The organism is Nonomuraea sp. NPDC048901, from assembly GCF_040649695.1.
Classification (GTDB): Bacteria; Actinomycetota; Actinomycetes; order Streptosporangiales; family Streptosporangiaceae; genus Nonomuraea.
In genome coordinates, this window is sequence record NZ_JBEZFW010000017.1 from 49,703 (window position 1) to 66,484 (window position 16,782).

General features: G+C 71.0%; 18 protein-coding genes. 11 read left to right on the forward strand and 7 right to left on the reverse strand.

The window, feature by feature from the left end:
* The first annotated feature begins 43 nt into the window (after positions 1–43).
* Together AB0C30_RS43275 and AB0C30_RS43280 are read left to right on the forward strand one after the other, a co-directional pair.
* Positions 44–379 carry a PadR family transcriptional regulator gene (locus tag AB0C30_RS43275; RefSeq protein WP_357955120.1) on the forward strand — a complete coding sequence of 112 codons (336 nt, stop codon included), beginning with the start codon at positions 44–46 and terminating at the stop codon, positions 377–379.
* Positions 376–774 carry a DUF1048 domain-containing protein gene (locus AB0C30_RS43280; RefSeq protein ID WP_357955122.1) on the forward strand — a complete coding sequence of 133 codons (399 nt, stop codon included), beginning with the start codon at positions 376–378 and terminating at the stop codon, positions 772–774. Before AB0C30_RS43275 ends, AB0C30_RS43280 begins: the two co-directional genes overlap by 4 nt.
* A 21-nt stretch (positions 775–795) precedes the next feature.
* On the opposite strand, the gene AB0C30_RS43285 is transcribed toward AB0C30_RS43280, so the two are convergent.
* The gene (locus AB0C30_RS43285) at positions 796–1,299 is read right to left on the reverse strand and encodes an FBP domain-containing protein (RefSeq protein WP_357955124.1); all 504 of its coding nucleotides are present in this window, start codon (positions 1,297–1,299) and stop codon (positions 796–798) included.
* A 75-nt stretch (positions 1,300–1,374) separates the two neighbouring features.
* Here AB0C30_RS43285 and AB0C30_RS43290 point away from each other — a divergent pair, with 75 nt between their 5' ends.
* From AB0C30_RS43290 to AB0C30_RS43320, 7 genes are all read left to right on the forward strand, one after another.
* Positions 1,375–1,944, forward strand: coding sequence for a TetR-like C-terminal domain-containing protein (locus tag AB0C30_RS43290; RefSeq protein ID WP_357955126.1), 570 nt, complete (start codon positions 1,375–1,377; stop codon positions 1,942–1,944).
* 45 nt (positions 1,945–1,989) lie between these two features.
* Positions 1,990–2,688, forward strand: a complete 699-nt coding sequence (locus AB0C30_RS43295) for a class I SAM-dependent methyltransferase (protein ID WP_357955128.1) — start codon at positions 1,990–1,992, stop codon at positions 2,686–2,688.
* Positions 2,689–2,973: 285 nt separating this feature from the next.
* Entirely contained in the window at positions 2,974–4,170 is a 1,197-nt protein-coding gene (trpB, locus tag AB0C30_RS43300; RefSeq protein WP_357955457.1) for a tryptophan synthase subunit beta, read from the forward strand.
* Positions 4,167–4,964 (forward strand): tryptophan synthase subunit alpha, encoded by a 798-nt coding sequence (trpA, locus tag AB0C30_RS43305; RefSeq protein WP_357955130.1) that lies wholly within the window; start codon positions 4,167–4,169, stop codon positions 4,962–4,964. Before trpB ends, trpA begins: the two co-directional genes overlap by 4 nt.
* Positions 4,965–4,973: 9 nt before the next feature.
* On the forward strand, positions 4,974–5,729 hold the full coding sequence (locus tag AB0C30_RS43310; protein ID WP_357955132.1) for a GntR family transcriptional regulator: 756 nt from the start codon (positions 4,974–4,976) through the stop codon (positions 5,727–5,729).
* An 81-nt stretch (positions 5,730–5,810) separates the two neighbouring features.
* A complete protein-coding gene (locus AB0C30_RS43315; RefSeq protein WP_357955134.1) occupies positions 5,811–6,062 on the forward strand; it encodes a hypothetical protein in 252 nt (83 codons plus the stop codon).
* Positions 6,059–6,370, forward strand: coding sequence for a type II toxin-antitoxin system PemK/MazF family toxin (locus tag AB0C30_RS43320; RefSeq protein ID WP_357955136.1), 312 nt, complete (start codon positions 6,059–6,061; stop codon positions 6,368–6,370). Before AB0C30_RS43315 ends, AB0C30_RS43320 begins: the two co-directional genes overlap by 4 nt.
* 45 nt (positions 6,371–6,415) lie before the next feature.
* On the opposite strand, the gene AB0C30_RS43325 is transcribed toward AB0C30_RS43320, so the two are convergent.
* From AB0C30_RS43325 to AB0C30_RS43340, 4 genes are read right to left on the reverse strand one after another with little or no spacing between them, the layout of a single operon-like run.
* Entirely contained in the window at positions 6,416–7,618 is a 1,203-nt protein-coding gene (locus tag AB0C30_RS43325; protein WP_357955138.1) for a sialidase family protein, read from the reverse strand.
* Between the two features lie 40 nt (positions 7,619–7,658).
* Entirely contained in the window at positions 7,659–8,534 is an 876-nt protein-coding gene (locus AB0C30_RS43330; RefSeq protein ID WP_357955140.1) for a dihydrodipicolinate synthase family protein, read from the reverse strand.
* Positions 8,535–8,588: 54 nt separating this feature from the next.
* The gene (locus tag AB0C30_RS43335) at positions 8,589–9,842 is read right to left on the reverse strand and encodes an extracellular solute-binding protein (RefSeq protein WP_357955142.1); all 1,254 of its coding nucleotides are present in this window, start codon (positions 9,840–9,842) and stop codon (positions 8,589–8,591) included.
* Positions 9,843–9,874: 32 nt separating this feature from the next.
* The gene (locus AB0C30_RS43340) at positions 9,875–12,586 is read right to left on the reverse strand and encodes a family 78 glycoside hydrolase catalytic domain (protein ID WP_357955145.1); all 2,712 of its coding nucleotides are present in this window, start codon (positions 12,584–12,586) and stop codon (positions 9,875–9,877) included.
* 260 nt (positions 12,587–12,846) lie between these two features.
* Between AB0C30_RS43340 and AB0C30_RS43345 the strand changes: the two genes are divergently transcribed.
* Positions 12,847–13,818, forward strand: coding sequence for a DUF5937 family protein (locus tag AB0C30_RS43345; protein ID WP_357955148.1), 972 nt, complete (start codon positions 12,847–12,849; stop codon positions 13,816–13,818).
* A 56-nt stretch (positions 13,819–13,874) separates the two neighbouring features.
* Entirely contained in the window at positions 13,875–15,059 is a 1,185-nt protein-coding gene (locus AB0C30_RS43350; RefSeq protein ID WP_357955150.1) for an MFS transporter, read from the forward strand.
* Positions 15,060–15,064: 5 nt separating this feature from the next.
* Here the strand turns inward: AB0C30_RS43350 and AB0C30_RS43355 are convergent, their stop codons facing one another.
* On the reverse strand, positions 15,065–15,667 hold the full coding sequence (locus tag AB0C30_RS43355) for a class I SAM-dependent methyltransferase (RefSeq protein ID WP_357955152.1): 603 nt from the start codon (positions 15,665–15,667) through the stop codon (positions 15,065–15,067).
* A 36-nt stretch (positions 15,668–15,703) separates the two neighbouring features.
* Positions 15,704–16,597, reverse strand: coding sequence for a helix-turn-helix transcriptional regulator (locus AB0C30_RS43360; protein ID WP_357955154.1), 894 nt, complete (start codon positions 16,595–16,597; stop codon positions 15,704–15,706).
* Between the last annotated feature and the right edge of the window lie 185 nt (positions 16,598–16,782).

The following is a 16,782-nucleotide window of genomic DNA, read 5'->3' on the forward strand; positions in this document are numbered from 1 at the left end:
TATACTAGTAGTCAGCATTGCTGAGTAGTTGAAGAGGTGTTCCATGGGCAAGCAGGCGACGGAGATGCTCAAGGGGACGCTGGAGGGCATCGTCCTGGCGATCCTGTCCAGCCGGTCCGCGTACGGCTACGAGATCACGGCGTGGCTGCGGGAGCAGGGCTTCTCCGACATCGCCGAGGGCACCATCTACGCGCTGCTGGTCAGGATCGAGCAGCGCGGCCTCGTCGACGTGGAGAAGGTCCCGTCCGAGAAGGGTCCGCCGCGCAAGGTGTACTCCCTCAACGGCCAGGGACGGGCCTACCTCGAAGAGTTCTGGAGGACCTGGAGCTTCCTCACGGAACGGCTCGAACAGCTCCGCGAAGGAGGAAAGCAGACATGACCACAGAGCCGAACGAGCCGAAGCGGCGCTACCTGCGCTACCTGGAGATGGTCACCGGACCGATCGAGGACAAGAAGCGCTACTGGCAGTACAAGGCGCGCGCGGAGCGGCTTCCCGCGAACTATCGCACGGCGATCGACGCGCTGCAGCGGTACATGGAGCACTTCGGGCCGGGCAAGGCGGACAGCCTGCTGGCGATGCTGGACGATCTCGTCGATCTGTTCGAGCAGAGCGCGGCGGACGGAACCCCGCTCCGCGAAGTCGTCGGCGAAGACCCGGTGGAGTTCGCCGAGACGTTCCTTCGCAACTACCCGGAGGGTCAGTGGATCAGCCGGGAGCGGGAACGGCTGACCAACGCCATCGATCGCGCTACCGGCGAAGACGCCGCCGTCTGATGTCGACTGAACATCAGGCCGCTATCCCTGGCCGACCACCTTGTCCAGGAAGGAGTACAGGTTCGCCCGGGTGCGCGCGACCTTCTCCCCCAGGCTGAGGGACTCATCGATGGTCCCGCCCCCTGCCGCCTCCTTCTTCCCGCGCGTGTAGAGGGAGCAGGCCAGGTCGGTGCACAGGTAGTGCCCGACCGAGTTGCCCTGGCGGCCGGCTTCGCCGGTTCGGCGCGCGGTCATCAGCGCTACGCCGCCGTTGGTGTGCGTGGTCAGGCACAGCGAGCACATGCTGCGCGAGGTGAAGCCGCGCGACGCGCCGGATGTCACCCGCAGCGCGATGCCAACGAGGGGGCCGTCGCGTTCGGCGACCAGGTAGGCGCGTTCGGGCGCACCCGGATCTCGCCACCCGAGGAAGTCGAGGTCTTCCCAGGGATGGTCCGCGAGGTCTTTGGGGACGCTCAGCCGCTTGGTCTCTCCTTTGGAACAGTTCACGAACGATGTACGGATGTCGCGCTCGGTTATTGCTCTCATGGGCGGGGAGGCTAGCTTCCTTACAGGTATTATGCAAATACTTAAAGACTGTAAGTTAGCGGAGAAGGGCGGCACATGGCACGCGCGGGATTGACCGCCGAACGCCTGACCCGGGCGGCGGCGGACCTGGCCGACGAGATCGGCTTTCAGAACGTGACCGTCTCGGCCCTCGCGCGCGGTTTCGACGTCAAGCCCGCGGCCCTGTACTCGCACGTCAAGGACGTGCAGGATCTCAGGGCCAGGGTGGCGTTGCTGGCCCTGGCGGAGCTCGCCGACAGGGCCGGCGCCGCCCTGGCCGGCCGCGCGGGCAAGGACGCGCTGGTGGCCTTCGCGAACGCCTACAGGGGCTACGCGAAAGAGCATCCGGGCAGGTACGCCGCGATGCAGATCGAGCTCGACTCGGACAGAGTGGATACCAGCGCGGGGCGTCCGCACGCCGACATGACTCGCGCGATACTGCGCGGATACGCGCTGTCGGAGCCCGACCAGACGGACGCGGTACGCATGCTGCACAGCACGTTCCACGGCTATGTGAGCCTGGAGACGGCGGGCGGGTTCCGCCGCCACCCTCGTGACGTGGACGCTTCGTGGTACAGAGCGCTGGACGCCCTCGACGCCGTTCTCCGCAACTGGCCGCCGGCCTGAGCTTTTTCGCTGGCTGCTTCAGGACGCGGGTGCGATCATGGAGCGATGGCGACGACCTGGGACGAAGCGTTCGCAAAGCGGTACCAGGAATGGTCGGGTCACATGACGGCCAACGTGGACTTTTACCTCGATCTCGCACGCGAGGCGGACGGGCCGGTGGTCGAGCTGGCGATCGGGGACGGGCGGGTCGCGATCCCGGTGGCGCGGGAGACCGGCCGGCGGGTCGTCGGGATCGACGTCTCACCGGCGATGCTCGCGCAAGCCCGTACCCGTGCGGCCGAGGCCGGTGTGGAACTCGACCTGCGCGAGTGCGACATGCGCGACTTCGTCCTGGACGAGCCCGCAGCGCTGATCTACTGCCCGTTCCGATCACTCCAGCACCTGCCGACCTGGGCCGACCGTCGCCGTACCTTTGAGCGGGTCGCCGCCTCGCTCCGGCCGGAGGGGCGCTTCGCCTGGAACGCCATCGCCTTCGACCATCGGATCGCGGTCCAGCTCGACGGCGCGCGGCAGGAGAAGCCCGTACCGCACACCGTCCGTTACGCGGTTGGAGACAACCGCGTCGACCTTGTCCTCGACGACGGTGCGAAGAGCTCCTTCTGGTGGGCGACGAAGAACGAGTGGCTCGGGCTTCTGGATGTCGCCGGACTTGAGGTGGAAGCGCTCTACGGCGGGTTCGCCCGCGAGCCGTTCACCGAGGACAGCCGGGAGTATGTGTTCGTCGGCCGCCGCCGGCCCTCCTAGGGCTCTTGTAGTCGTGGAGACCGGCGCGCGAGCATCGTGCCCATCGCGAAAGCGCTGAGCACGCAACCGATCTGCGCGACCGCGAGCACGGGCAGGGGTCACGCCATTCCCCCTCCTCACGATCCTCAGCGATCAGGCCCTCTTCCTGCAGGCGGTCGAAGGCGGCGTAGAGGGTTCCGCGCGCAACCGGACCCGGCCCTTGGAGATCCGCGCCGTCCATGCCACACTCACTGTTATAGAACTCTATGAAGAGTTATAGAACGAGGTGAGCGTGAGATGCGAGAGATGTCGCCATGGCGGGAGCCCGTCCCGGTGGGCGGGACGATGGGCGAGCCCCAGGCGCGGGGCCGGTTCGGCGAGTACGGCGGGCGGTACGCGCCGGAGTCCCTGGTGGAGGCGTGCCGCGAGGTGGACGAGGCGTTCCGGGAGGCGCGGGCGGATCCGGGCTTCCGCGGCGACTTGGCGGAACTGCTCGCCTTGCACGCCGGACGGCCGACCCCGCTCACACCGGCCCGGCGCCTGTCGCAGGAGCTGGGCGTGCGGCTCTACCTCAAGCGCGAGGACCTCACCCACACCGGGTCACACAAGATCAACAATGTGCTGGGCCAGGCCCTGCTCGCCACCCGGATGGGACGGCGCAGGCTGATCGCCGAGACGGGAGCGGGTCAGCACGGGGTGGCCGCCGCGACCGCCGCCGCGCTGCTCGGGCTCGAGGCCACGATCTTCATGGGCGAGCGCGACATCGAGCGGCAGGCGTTGAACGTCTTCCGGATGCGCATGCTGGGCGCCGAGGTGATCCCGGTCACCACGGGCAGCCGTACGCTCAAGGACGCGACCAGCGAGGCCATGCGGCACTGGGTGGGCGTCACCGGCGACTCCCACTACTGCGTCGGCTCGGTCATCGGGCCGGATCCGTACCCGTGGATGGTCAGGGAGTTCCAGCGGGTCATCGGCGACGAGGCCCGCGCGCAGTGCGCCGCCGAACTGCGGACCGGCGTACCGGACCACGTGGTCGCGTGCGTCGGCGGCGGCTCCAACGCGGCCGGTACGTTCGCCGGCTTCGCCGACACCTCGGCGCGCTTCGTCGGTGTCGAGGCGGAGGGCGGCGCCGGTGCGGCCCGCGGCAGGCTCGGCGTCCTGCACGGCTGCCGGTCGCTGTTCCTGCAGGACGACGACGGGCAGATCGTCGAGGCGCACTCCATCGCCCCCGGCCTCGACTACCCGGGGGTCGGCCCGGAGCACGCCCACCTGCGCGAGCTGGGCCGGGCCCGGTACCTCACGGTGACCGACGAGGAGGCGGTCGGCGCGGCGCTACGGCTGGCGCGCACCGAGGGCATCGTCCCGGCGCTCGAATCGGCGCACGCCCTCGCCTGGGTGATCCGCGCGGCGGGCGACGGCGAACTGGCCGCCGGATCGACGGTCCTGATGACGCTGTCCGGCCGGGGCGACAAGGACATCTCTACCCTGAAGGAGCTGCTGTGACGGACATCCTGGCCCCGGGCGAGGTCGAACGCCACCTGCGTGCCCGCCGGGACACCGGTCGCGGTCTGCTCATGCCGTACATCACCGGGGGCGTCACCCCCGGCTGGACGCGATACCTGAAAGCGTTCGCCGCGGCCGGCGCGGACGCGATCGAGGTCGGCCTGCCGTTCTCCGATCCCACGCTCGACGGCGTCACCATCCAGCAGGCGAGCAACGTGGCGCTGACCCGGGGAGCGAGCACCCGCCGGATCCTCGCCGACCTGGCTGAGGTCCAGAGCGTGGGCGTGCCGCTGGTCGCCAGCACCTACTACAACCTGGTGCTGCATGACGGGCCCGAGGCGTTCTGCGTCGCGCTGCGCCGGGCCGGCGTCGGCGGCCTGATCGTGCCCGACCTGCCGGTGCACGAGGCGGACGAGCTGACGGACGTGGCCGCCGCCGCCGGGATCGAGCTGGCCCTGCTGGCATCGCCGTCGACGCCGCAACCCAGGCTGGCGGAGATCTCGCGCCGCAGTCGCGGATTCGTCTACGCGGTGTCGGTGATGGGCACCACCGGCGAGCGGGCCGACCTCGCCGCCTCGGCGGCCGAGCTCACCGCGCGGATCAAACGCGGCACCGACCGGCCGGTCTTGCTAGGATTTGGCATTTCCACGCCTGACCAGGCGCGGGAGGCAGGCCGGTACGCCGACGGCGTGGTGGTCGGCGCCGCGGTCATGCGGCGGGTGCTCGACGGGGCGGGGCCGGACGACCTGACGGCCTTCCTCGCGACCCTGCGCCGGGCCCTCGACCAGGAGTGACGCACCAGGATGACCCCCGACGCCGGGCATGAGGCGAGATACCGCGCCATCGCCGCCGACCTCGCCGCGAAGATCCGGTCGGGACACTACGCCCCCGGTGAGGCCCTGCCCCCGCAACGGGAGCTGAGCACCTCCTACGGGGTGACCCTCATGACGCTGCGCCAGGCGCTGCGGGAGCTCAGCGACGAGAGGCTGATCGTGCAGCGGCCCGGCAAAGGCACGTTCGTGGCCCCGGCCCATCTGGCGTACCAGCTCGGCTCGCTCCGCAGCCTGGCCGACGATCTGCGGGAACAGGGCCACGACGTACGCACTGTGGTGGCCGGGCGGGCGATGCGCCGGGCCCCCGCCCGGATCGCCGCGGAGCTGCGGCTGCCTCCCGGCGAGACCGCCCTGCGGCTGGAGCGGGTCCGTGAGTTCGCCGGCCGTCCCGCCGTACACCAGGTGTCCTGGGTACGCCGGCCGGCGGCCGACCAGATCCGCGACCGCGACTTCACCGCCGTCTCCCTCTATACGGCGCTCGCCGAGGCGGGAGTGGCGGTGGCCCGGGCGTCCGAGGTGGTCCGGCCCGGCCTGCTCGACCCCGCCGCCGCGCGCCGCCTGCACGAGCCCGAGGGCAGTGCCGTGCTCGTCAGCACCCGGATCGCCTATACGCCCGACGCCGTGCCCGTCGTGTCCGATCATGCCACCATCCTGGGCACCATGATGGAGATCCGCACCGAACGCGCCGCGACCGGCCTCTCCCTCACCTGGCGCGCCACCAGCTAGGCGGTGGCGCGACGGCGAGAGTATGAGCCCGAGTATTACGACGGGTAGCACTCTCAGCGCATCGGCCATAGCATACGGATCATGGCCAAGGAGAGAACGTCCGTCAGCATCGCCCCGTGGATCCTGGAGGCGGTACGCAAGCACGCCGAGGCGAACGGGCTCAGCGTTTCCACCGTTTTGGAGCGCGGAGCCCTTCGCGAGATCGCCGCCACCCACAGCGCGGCCGCCCGCGCCAAGGTCTACGGCGAAAGCGCCCACCAGGAAGCCGACGAGCGGATCGTCGCCGACGACACCGCGCGGGCCGCCGACGAGCACCGCGGCGAGGCCGCGTGAGCCACCGATTCGGCGAGCTGTGGACCGTCCAGCTCGGCGACCGTGAGGAAGTCCGGCTCGTCGTGACCGGCGACTTCTACCACACGCTCTACAACGACAACGTGCTCACCGCGCACGTCGAGGCCGCCGACCTGGCGCACGCCCTGACCGCCTTCGTCGTCGACGTCGGCGACGACCGAGCCGCCATGATCGACCGCATCAGCACCGTGGCGGCCACCCGGCTCAAGAGCAAGGTGGGCGACCTGCCCGAGGCCCAGCTCGCCGCCGCGCGCAGCATGCTGGGCACGATCTTCTCCGTCACGGGATGACCCGCCGACGCCGCCAGCGCGTCGCGGACCGCGGCGGAGGCCGGCCTACCTCACCCGCCGCCCGAGGTCGGCGACAGGGACCCGGCTGAGCTGCACATCCTCCTTGTTCGTGCCGTACGCCGCGTACAGAGAGCCCTTCCACACGATGCTCTTCGGGTAGCTGTACCCGGCGTTCTTGTACAGGCCCTCGTAGCGGCGCGGTTGCAGGTCCTCGGCGGTGCGCAGGTTGTACGCCTTGTCGAAGGTCACCCCGTCGGCGCTGGTCAGCACCGTCAGCGGGTACCTGTTGCGGGTGCCGGTCGGGTTGCCCACCAGGTAGGCGGTGCCGTCCGGCAGGTTCCCCGCGCTCTGCTTGGTGCGCGAGTCGGGCACGTTGGTCTCCCCCGACGCCGACCAGGTCTCGCCGTCGTCGGTGCTCACCGCGGCGAGCTTGCGGAGGGTTCCGCCGCCCTGGTCGCGGAAGACCATCACGATCGAGCCGTCCGGGCGCCGGTACCAGCTCGGCTCCAGCTCGCGGCTCATCTCCGGGGTGTTCGGCTGGTTGGTGAAGTCGCCCTGCTTCCAGCCGGAGACGCCGAGCGGGTCGTCGGTGTAGTACGGCTTGACGAACAGGCCGGGCTGCATGTGGAACGCGGTCAGCACCCGCCCGCCCGGCAGCGCCTTCACGTCCTGCTCGATGATGCCGTTCACCGGCTGCCCGTCGGCGCCGGTCACCCGGCGGGGGCTGCTCCAGTGCCGGCCGTCCCTGCTGGTCACGTACTCGGTGTAGCCGCCGCGTGGGGTCAGGGCGCGTGGCCAGACGTTGAGGTAGGCGACGAGGGTCCGCCCGTTGGTCCACCAGCCGCCGCTGGAGGTGTAGCCGTCGGTGCGTGGCGCGGTGAGCGGGATCGGCTTCGACCACCTCTTCCCGTCTTTGCTGGTGGCGTAGGTGACGATCGTGTCGGGCGCGTCCTCGTCCACGGCGGAGCTCTGCCACTGCGCGTACAGCCGTCCCTTGAACGGCATGAGCACGACGCCGTGGTTGTATTTCCGGTCTTCGGCGCCGGGCGCGAAGACCGTGATGGTCTCGGCGCGCGCGGCGCGGTCCAGGCCGAGTGTGGCGGTGTTGGAGGTGTCGATGAGCCCGTCGGGCACCTTCAGCGGCGGGCCGTCCACGGTGGCGTGCGCCGGGGCGGCGGACAGGGCGAGGAGGGCCGCCAGGGCGAGGGCGGCGGTGCGGACAGGGGGGTGTGAACGCGTACGCGTCATGGCATTCTCCCTTTGGCTGGATGCGAAGCGATCAAGGTGGTCAGTGGTGGAGCGGGAGGTCGCGGGCGAGCCGCCGCAGGGCCTCCTGGTCGGGTTCCGGGATTGGCATGCGGGAGCGGCCGACCGGCCGTCCGGCGAGGCGGTGCACGGCGAGCATCCGCGTCGGCTCGCCGCGGATCGCGTCCACCACCTCGTCCACGTCGCCCTGCAGGCGCGCCACCGCGCCGGCGTCCGCGCGCTCCAGCGCGGCCCGCATCGCGACGAACGGCTTGGCGAACGCCGACGCCACCCCGGACACGATCCCGTCGGCGCCCGCCGCGGCCGCCCCCGCGTAGTCGGCGTCGCTGCCGGTGTAGATGAGGAACCCTTCGGGCAGGCGGGCCCGGTACCCGGCGATCGTGTCGAGCGATTCCCCGCTGACCTTCACCCCCACGACGTTCGGCAGGCCCGCGAGCCGCACCAGCAGTTCCTCGTCCACCGCCACGCCGGTGCGCGCCTCGAAGAGGTAGACGAACACGTCCAGCCCGCCGGCCTCCGCGCAAACCTCCCGGAAGAACGCGTAGACCTCTTCTGGTGGCGTCGGCAGATAGAACGGGGTGAGCACGGCGATCTCGCGGGCGCCGGCCGCCCGCGCGCCCGCGATGAGTCGCGACACCTCGTACCGGCTGGCGGCCCCGACGTGCACGATCACGCGGATGCCGGGCAGCACCTCCACGGCGAGCGCCGCGACGGCGTTGCGCTCCTCTATCGACAGGGCCGGGAACTCGCCGGTCGTGCCGAGCACGAGCGCCCCCTGGACCCCGGAGCCCGCGACGTACGCGAGGATCTCACGGGTCCCGGCCAGGTCGAGTGCGCCGTCCTCGGCGAACGACACGGGTACGGCGGCGATGATGTCATGGGACGAGGTATCAGTCATGGATCTTTCGCGGGAGATGGGGAGATTGAGGGATTCCGGGGGCAGATGAGCGGATCACCCGGCGCCGTACGCCTCGTCCATCGAGGCCAGCACCTGCTTGGCGTCCGCCTGTCCGGAGAAGAGCTGCTGGATCCCGGCGAAGTGAGCGGCCTGCACCTGCGCGTTGGGCCAGCCGGAGTCCGGGAAGGGCGCGGTGTGACCGGCGGCGATGATGTCGATCGCCGCCCGCACGGCCGGTGCCGCCTCGACCTCGGCCCCCTGGATCGCGGGGATGCCGGGCGCGGTGTCGAACCAGACCTTGATGGCCTCCGGCGTGGCCAGCCAGTCGACGAAGCCGAGGCCGTTCACCCTGTTCTTGGCCTCGTCGTTGACCGCGAAGCTCACGCCGATGCCCCGCGGGACCGGATTGGTGCCGCTGTCACCGCCGGGCAGCGGGAAGAACCCGAACTCCGCGTCCTTCGGGGCGGTCGAGGTGATCTGCGAGTAGGAAGCGAGCACCTGCACCACGCCGACAGCCTTACCGGTGTTGACCAGGTTGTAGGAGGCGGTCACGTCGGTGCCGAGCGGATCGGTGTTGAAGCAGCCCGCCTTGTTCATCTCCAGGTACTTGGTGAAGGCGGCCTCCCAGCCGGAGCCGGCGAAACGCGCCTGCTGCTTCGTCATCTTGTCGTTGAACGACGGGTCGGCGGCGTAGACGGTCGAGGCGACCAGCGCGTACGGGATGAGCTGCGTCACCCAGTCGGTCTGGATCCCCAGCGCGAAGGCGACCTTGCCCTTGGCCTGGACGTCCGCACAGAACTTGAGCAGCTCGGTGTAGGTCTCCGGCGTCTTCAACCCGATCTCCTTCAACGTGGCGACGTTGTAGATCGCGCCGATCGCGTCGAGCTTGGACGGCAGACCGTAAGTCTTGCCGCCGATCCGCATCGTCTCGGCGGTGCCGGGCTCGATCTTGGCGGCCCACGGCCGGTCCGACAGGTCGGCCAGGTAACCGGCCTTCTGCAGGATGGAGATGGCGCCGGGATTGCCGCTGCCCGGCCACACCGTGAACACGTCGGGCGCCGTCCCCGACGACAGCTGGGTACGCAGCGTCGTCTGGTACTGCGCGGTGTCGGCCACGGTCACGTTGATGTCGAGGCCGGTCTTCTTCTTGTACGCCTCGACCACCGCCTGCATCGGCGCCTGATTGTTCGACGTCGTGGCGATGGTGAGCGCGTTGGTCTTGTCGTTGCCCGGCGCCTGCGGCTGCGACCCGCAGGCGGTCAGGGCCAGCGCCGCCGCGGCGAGAGCGGCGATCTTCCGGTTGAACATGCTGGTGGTACTCCAAGGGGGTCGAAGGGAAATCAGTGGGTCGGCGTCGCGGCTCCGGCCGGGAAGCGGAAGGTGTAGCTTCCCGACGCCAGTCGCAGCTGGGTGCACCCCGGCCGCTCCGCCTGGAGGGTGACCCCTTCCGATCGGGTGACGGCCTCGCCGCCTTCCGTGATCGTCGCCGCCGAGGGCACCGGGAGCACGGCTACGGCAGCCGCTCCCGGCGGTATCAGGACCGACCATTCGCACCACCCCGCCTCGTCGCGGTGCCAGGAGCTGGCGACGCGCCCGCGAGGGGTGTCGATCGCGCCGCGCGCCCAGTCGAGGGAGGTGTGCGGCTGCGGCGCGAGCCGGATGTCGGCGTACCCGGCCGAGCCGGGCGCCTGCCCGATGCCGAGCACCCCGGTGAACAGCCACTCGCCGACCGCGCCGAGGGAGTAGTGGTTGAAGCTGTTCATCCGCGGCGACTGGAAACCGCCATCCGGCGTCCGGCCGTCCCAGCGCTCCCAGATCGTCGTCGCCCCGTTGCGCACGGAGAACAGCCACGACGGGTACCGGTCGTCGTTGATCAGCGCGTACGCCAGATCCGAGCGGCCGATCGCGGTCAGCACCGGGCACAGCAGCCCGACCGTGATGAAACCCGAGGTGAGGGAGACGCCGCGGCGTTCGATCGCCGCCACGAGCCGCCCGGCGACGGCATCGCGCTGCTCCGCCGCGCACAGGTCGAAGGCGAGGGTGAGCAGGTAGGCGCCCTGGGTGTCGCCGTGCACCCGGCCGTCGAGGCCGATGAACTCCGCCCGGTAGGCCGCGCGGACGCGCTCGGCGAGGCCGGCCAGTTCCCGCACCTCGGCGTCCCGCCCGAGCACGGCGAGGCTGCGCGCGGTCAGCTCGGCGCTGTGCGCGAAGTAGGCGGTGGCCAGCACGTCCTTCGGGGTCTCCGCGCCGACCTGCAGCCAGTCCCCGTAGTTGTTGCCGACGCGCTCGCGCCAGATCAGTCCGGGATTGTGCCGTTCGATGTGCCGTACCCAGGCGACCATCGCGTCCACGGACTCCCGCAGCACGTCGGCGTCGCCGCTCGCGCGATAGAGGTGCCAGGGGATCGTCACCCCGCCGTCGCCCCAGGCCGGCGCGCCTTCCCGCAGGTGGATGAGGCGGGGCGAGAGGTCGGGGAACGCGCCGTCCGCGGACTGGCCGAGGCGCACGTCCCGCAGCCAGCGGCGCAGCAGCGGGGCGACGTCGGCCAGCAGCAGCGCGGTCGGCGTGAACACCTGCGCGTCGGCCAGCCAGCCGAGCCGCTCGTCGCGCTGCGGGCAGTCGGTCGGGATCGACACGAAGTTGCCCCGCAGGCTCCAGGTGATGTTCGAGGCCAGCGCGTTCAGGTCCGCGCTGGAGGTCTCGAACGCGCCGGTCAGCGCGAAGCCGTTGTGCAGCACGACCGCATCGACCTGCTCGGGGCCGAGGTCCCCGGTCAGGCCGGAGACCTCGGCGTAGCGGAAGCCGTGCAGGGTGAAGCGGGGCTCGAACACCTGCGCCGGCGAGCCGTCGGTCCAGAAGACGTCCACGGGTTCGGCGGTGCGCAGGTTCGCCGTGTAGAGGTCGCCGTGCCCGTCGAGCACCTCGGCGTGGGTGAGCTGGACCCGGGTGCCGGCGGGCTGGCCCGTCAGGGTGAGGGCGACGCGGCCGACCACGTTCTGCCCGAAGTCGACCACGAACCGCCCGTCGCCCCGCGGCGTCACCGCGACCGCGGGCACCCGGCCCGTCACCCGCACCGCCGGGTCGGCCTCCGGGACCAGCGTGGAGGTGTCGCGGGAGGTCACCACCGCCGCCGACCAAGTCGAGGTGTCGTGTCCCGGCAGCTCCCAGCCCGGTTCGGCGCGGCGCGAGTCCTCGTACTGGCCCATCAGCAGGTCGGCGTAGAGGATGTCGCTCGGCGACTCCTTCCACCCCTCGCCGCTGACGATCGACCGGCGCGACCCGTCCGCCCCGTCCACGTCGAGCTGCACCAGCAGCGCGGGCTCGGTGCCGTAGTGCTGCGCTTGGTGGCGCCGGTCGGTGCCGATGAAGCCCACGTACCAGCCGTCGCCCAGCAGCGCCGCGACCGTGTTGCGGCCGGGCCGCAGCAGGGCGGTCACGTCCCAGGTCTGGTACGTGATCCGCTCCCGGTACTCGGTCCAGCCCGGCACCAGCTCGTCCCGCCCGACCCGGCGGCCGTTGACGTAGAGCCGGTACACGCCCTTCGCCGACGCGTGCACCCGGGCCGACGCCGGCACTTCGGTCAGGTCGAAGCCGTGGACGAAGCGGCGCACCGGCTGCAGCTTGTTCACCGTGTAGCTGATGTCGGTGTCCTGTGGCGGCGAGGCCGCCTGGCGGTAGATCGGGTTGCGGCCGATCCACGCGGCCCGCCACTCCCCCGCGTGCACCACCCCGGTGCCGAACCGGGCCCGCGCCATCGCCCGCGCGCCCGTCTCGTCCTCGACCTCGACCTCCCATTCGTAGGCCGACGACGTCACCAGCGGCCCGCCGCCGTAGCGGGCGCCGACAGTGCTGTCCGACTGCACCACGCCGGAGTCCCACACCAGCACCGCGCCGCCGGTCGCCGGCAGGTGCCGCACCCGGACGCGGTAGGAGCGCTGGCGCGCGCCACGCCGGTCCGACTCCAGCCGCCAGGAGAACGAGGGCGCGGCGACGACGCCCAGCGGCTCGTGCTGCCCGCCGGTCCGCAGCTCGTAAGGTCGCAACCCGGTCATCCCTGAGCCCTCCCGCGAAACCGCTGATGATCCTGCGTTGCAGCAGGAAGTAGACGACCAGCACCGGCAGGATGCTGATCACCAGGCCGGCGAACACGACTCCGTTCTGCAGCACCGTGATCGCGAGCGCGAAGAAACCTTCCGTTCACCGTTAACGGTGGTCAGTTAACCGTTAACAAAGAGCGCGCGTCAAGACCGGGAGCCCCGGGCCGGACTCCTGCGATACCTTCGGCCGTAGCCGAATCCAAGGGGTCTCTGGCATGCTCACGGTGGCGTTCTCCGCCTACGACCTGACCTCCATCAGGTTCGCGTACTCCCCGCTCAGGGAGGTCTCCGCCGGTATCCAAGCGCTGCGCACCCCCGCCGGGCGGCCCCTGCATCTGCCGTGGTTCAAGCAGGTAGGCCCCCTGATCGGCGGCGATCTGGCCCCGCTGCTCGACCTCATCACCGGCGCCGGCTATATCCCCGACTTCCTGTGTCCCGTCCCCACCAGCCCGACCCCGGACCTGGCCGGCGAGCTGGCGGTCCTGCGCGCCACCCCGCACGAGATCATCCGCACGGACCTCGACCGCATGGCCGCCGAGATCCCCGGCTCGCTGACCGGCTGCGCCATGGAGCTGTACCAGGATCCGGGCCCAGGCCTCGAACGGCTGGCGCACGTCATCGAGGCCTTCTGGCGACTCGCCATGGCAGCGCACTGGCCGCGCATGCGCAATCTCCTCGAAGGCGACCTGCTCTACCGCGCCCGGCAGTACGCCGAACGCGGCCCCGCCGGCGTGTTCGCGGACATGCACGCGGCCATCCGCTGGGAAGACCGCACCCTCTACCTGGACGACCGCCCGAAAGAGCTGTCCCGGACGCTGAACGGCGAGGGCCTGCTGCTGGCCCCGTCCGTCTTCGTCTGGCCCAGACTGCTCTACCGCACCGACTCCCCCGGCCAGGCGGTCATCACCTACCCCGTACGCGCCGTCGCCACGCTGTGGGAACGCGGCACCGCGCCCGCCCCCGACGCCCTTGCCGCCGTCATCGGCCGCTCCCGCGCGCTGCTGCTGGCCGAGCTCGACACCCCCGCCTCCACCACGGACCTGTCCCGGCGCACCGGCCTGTCCCCCGCCAACGTCTCCGAGCAGCTCGCCCTGCTGCTGTCCGCGGGCCTGGTCACCAAGCACCGCGTCGGCCGGGCCATGCTCTACGTACGAACCCCGCGCGCCCAGGCCCTGCTGGACGACTGATTCGGCGCACGCCGAATGTGTCGCCCCGCCCCGAGGGCCGCCCGCACCATGCACTCATGACGATCACGGCTCCCGCCCCCAACCCTGTGTTCCAGGGGCTGCCCAAGGTGTTCTGGCTGCTGTTCTCCGGCCAGCTGGTCAACAGGTTCGGCGGGGTCGTGCTGCCGTTCCTCGTGTTCTACCTGACCGGGCGGGGGTATGCGGCCGCGCAGATCGCCGCCGTCATCTCCGCGTACGGGCTGGGCGGCCTGGGCGGGCAGCCGCTGGGCGGCTACCTGGCCGACCGGTTCGGCCGCCGCGTCACCCTCATCGGCGGACTGCTCGCCACCGCGGCCTGCCTGATCCTCATCGCGGCCGCCGGCAGCCTGGCCTGGCTGATGACCGCGGCCCTGGCCATGGGGCTGGCGGGCGACGTCTACCGGCCGGCCGCCTCGGCGCTGGTCGCCGAGACCACACCACCGCACCTCCGCGCGAAGGCTTTCGGGCTCATGCACTGGGCGGTCAACGTGGGCACCGCCGCGGCAGGCGCCGTCGCCGGACTCCTGCTCGCCCACGGCTTCTGGCTCCTGGTCATCCTGGACGTGACCACCAGCGTCGCCTTCGCCGTGATCGTGGCCATCGGCATCCCCCGTGGCCACGACAAGGCCGCCGCCAGACCCGCGCGCAACGGCTACGCGATCGCGGCCCGCGACCGGGTGCTGCTGGCCGCGCTGGCCTTCCTGCTGCTCGGGCTGATCCTGTACGCGCAGGCCTCGTACGCGCTGCCCCTGGCCCTGGCCGCCGACGGGCTCCCGGCGTCGCTGTACGGGCTGCTCATCACCGTCAACGGCGCGATCGTCGTGATCTTCCAGCCGCTGTTCATCTCCTGGCTGTCGCGCCTGCCCCGGCTGCCGGTCCTCGGCGTCTCCATGACCGTGGTGGGCCTCGGCCTGGCCTTGACCGGCCTGGCCAGCCAGCCGTGGCACTACGTGGTCACGGTGGTGCTGTGGTCGATCGGCGAGATCGGCATGGCGGGCTTCGAGGCGGCGCTGATCGCCGACCTCACCCCGGACGGCGCCCACGGCACCTACCAGGCCCTGTACGGCTGGACCACCGCCATCGCCCGCTTCGCCGGACCGGCCGTCGGCGCCGTACTGTTCCAGGCGGGAATGCTGTGGTGGGCCTGCGCCGCGACGGGCGTCGTGTGCGTGGTGTTCGCCTTCACCCTGATGCCCGCGGTCGCACGGCGGGAAAGGCCGTAGGGGGCTCAGACCTGCGGCTTGCGCCAAACGATGCTGTAGCGCAACAGCAGGTGGCGGCGGTACAGGGAACCGGGCAGGATCTCCGCGGCCAACGCGCGCATCTGCGGATATGTCACCGGCGGCGGCCACACGGTAGGGGACGAATGCTTCCAGAGGCCCTTCCTGGCACGGTGGAAGGTGCCGACCGCGACGCCGGCCAGGTCGCGCGGCAGGTCCCCGGGCATGGTGCTGCGGGCGAGGCCGACGATGGCCAGGACGCCACCGGGACGCAGCAGATCGCGCATCCGGGCCAGCCCGCTGGCGGCGTCCAGGTGATGCAGGGTGGCCACCGACGCGACGACATCGAACGAGGCGGGCTCGAACGGATGAGTGAGGAAGTCGCCGAGGACATACTCGACGTCGTCCGATTGCTCACGGGCCTGGTCGATGCTGGGCGCGTCGAGATCGATACCGATGACCTCCGGCACGGCCCGCCGCAGTTCACGGGCGAGCATGCCTTCGCCGCAGCCGACGTCGAGAGCCCGCCGGGCGCCATCGGGGACGGCGTGGAGGATGCGGGGGTGGTAATGAATGTTGTGATTCCATCGCTTGCGGCCCTTATCTGGCATGTGATCATTTTGCCAGAATGACGCACGCCTGATGGGTCAGCGTTGGCGCTCTTCGGCCGTCTGCGGAGCGTGGTGGGGGGTGGCCAGGTCCAGCAGGACCATGGCGTCGTAGTCGGGGGTGCCGGGCTCGGCGACGTACACGGTCAGGCGCTGGCCGGGAGTGCCTTCCAGGTGCATGCTCTGGACGTCGAGGGTGATCGTCCCGACGTGGGGGTGGCGGAAGGTCTTGCGGGCGTTCTTTCGGCCGGTGACCTCGTAGCGTTCCCAGAGCTTGGCGAAGTCGGGGCTCTTGAGCAGGAGTTCGCCGACGAGGTTGGTGAGGTCGGGGGCGTCGGGGTCGGTGCCGGCCTGGGCGCGCAGCCGGGCGACGCAGCCGCGGATCTGGTTCTCCCAGTCGGGGAACAGCCCGCGGGCTGTGGGGTGGAGGAACAGGTAGCGGGCCAGGTTGCGTTGCTTGGCCGGCCAGTCGTCCATCCCGGCGTACAGGGCGAGCCCGCCGGGGTTGCAGGCGAGCAGGTCCATGCTGCGGCTGACGATGTAGGCCGGGTTCGGGCGCATGGTCTGCAGCAGGAGCTTCAGGTGCGGGCGGACCGTACGGCTGGGCGGGGGCGGCGGTTCGGGCGCGTAGCGGGCGGCTCGGGCGGCGAGGCTGCGCAGGTGCTCGTGTTCGTCCTCGTCCAGGCGCAGGGCGCGGCCGAGGGCGTCGATGACGGCGGGGCTGGGCCGGGTCTCCTTGCCGCGCTCCAGCCTGGTGTAGTAGTCGATGCTGACGCCGGCCAGGGTGGCGAGTTCCTCCCGGCGCAGGCCCGGGGTGCGGCGCAGGCCGGGGCCGGCGGTCAGGCCGACCTCGGCGGGGGTGATCTGGGTGCGACGGGCGCGCAGAAAGCGGCCCAGCTCGCTGCCTCCGGCGTCGTTGTGCTGCTCAGCCATGCTTTCAGTGTTACAGCCGCCGGCCGCGAACCGCGCGGCCGAGGGGGGCCCTGTCACACCCCTGAACACGGCTCCCCGGCACAGCACGGTCTGCCATCGGGCGAATGCGCAGAGCACGATGGCTGTTGGTGACGATGCCGCGCCGCCCGCGATTGAACGCGGCATGACGCCTAGTCAGGGCCCTT

Excerpts from the sequence above, each read along its gene's own strand:
- AB0C30_RS43280 (WP_357955122.1), top strand. The coding sequence starts at position 376 with ATGACCACAGAGCCGAACGAGCCGAAGCGGCGCTACCTGCGCTACCTG.
- AB0C30_RS43340 (WP_357955145.1), bottom strand. The coding sequence starts at position 12,586 with ATGACCGGGTTGCGACCTTACGAGCTGCGGACCGGCGGGCAGCACGAG.
- AB0C30_RS43275 (WP_357955120.1), top strand. The coding sequence starts at position 44 with ATGGGCAAGCAGGCGACGGAGATGCTCAAGGGGACGCTGGAGGGCATC.
- AB0C30_RS43335 (WP_357955142.1), bottom strand. The coding sequence starts at position 9,842 with ATGTTCAACCGGAAGATCGCCGCTCTCGCCGCGGCGGCGCTGGCCCTG.
- AB0C30_RS43350 (WP_357955150.1), top strand. The coding sequence starts at position 13,875 with ATGACGATCACGGCTCCCGCCCCCAACCCTGTGTTCCAGGGGCTGCCC.
- AB0C30_RS43330 (WP_357955140.1), bottom strand. The coding sequence starts at position 8,534 with ATGACTGATACCTCGTCCCATGACATCATCGCCGCCGTACCCGTGTCG.
- AB0C30_RS43295 (WP_357955128.1), top strand. The coding sequence starts at position 1,990 with ATGGCGACGACCTGGGACGAAGCGTTCGCAAAGCGGTACCAGGAATGG.
- trpB (WP_357955457.1), top strand. The coding sequence starts at position 2,974 with ATGTCGCCATGGCGGGAGCCCGTCCCGGTGGGCGGGACGATGGGCGAG.
- AB0C30_RS43345 (WP_357955148.1), top strand. The coding sequence starts at position 12,847 with ATGCTCACGGTGGCGTTCTCCGCCTACGACCTGACCTCCATCAGGTTC.
- AB0C30_RS43355 (WP_357955152.1), bottom strand. The coding sequence starts at position 15,667 with ATGCCAGATAAGGGCCGCAAGCGATGGAATCACAACATTCATTACCAC.
- AB0C30_RS43360 (WP_357955154.1), bottom strand. The coding sequence starts at position 16,597 with ATGGCTGAGCAGCACAACGACGCCGGAGGCAGCGAGCTGGGCCGCTTT.
- AB0C30_RS43315 (WP_357955134.1), top strand. The coding sequence starts at position 5,811 with ATGGCCAAGGAGAGAACGTCCGTCAGCATCGCCCCGTGGATCCTGGAG.
- AB0C30_RS43310 (WP_357955132.1), top strand. The coding sequence starts at position 4,974 with ATGACCCCCGACGCCGGGCATGAGGCGAGATACCGCGCCATCGCCGCC.
- AB0C30_RS43285 (WP_357955124.1), bottom strand. The coding sequence starts at position 1,299 with ATGAGAGCAATAACCGAGCGCGACATCCGTACATCGTTCGTGAACTGT.
- AB0C30_RS43290 (WP_357955126.1), top strand. The coding sequence starts at position 1,375 with ATGGCACGCGCGGGATTGACCGCCGAACGCCTGACCCGGGCGGCGGCG.
- AB0C30_RS43325 (WP_357955138.1), bottom strand. The coding sequence starts at position 7,618 with ATGACGCGTACGCGTTCACACCCCCCTGTCCGCACCGCCGCCCTCGCC.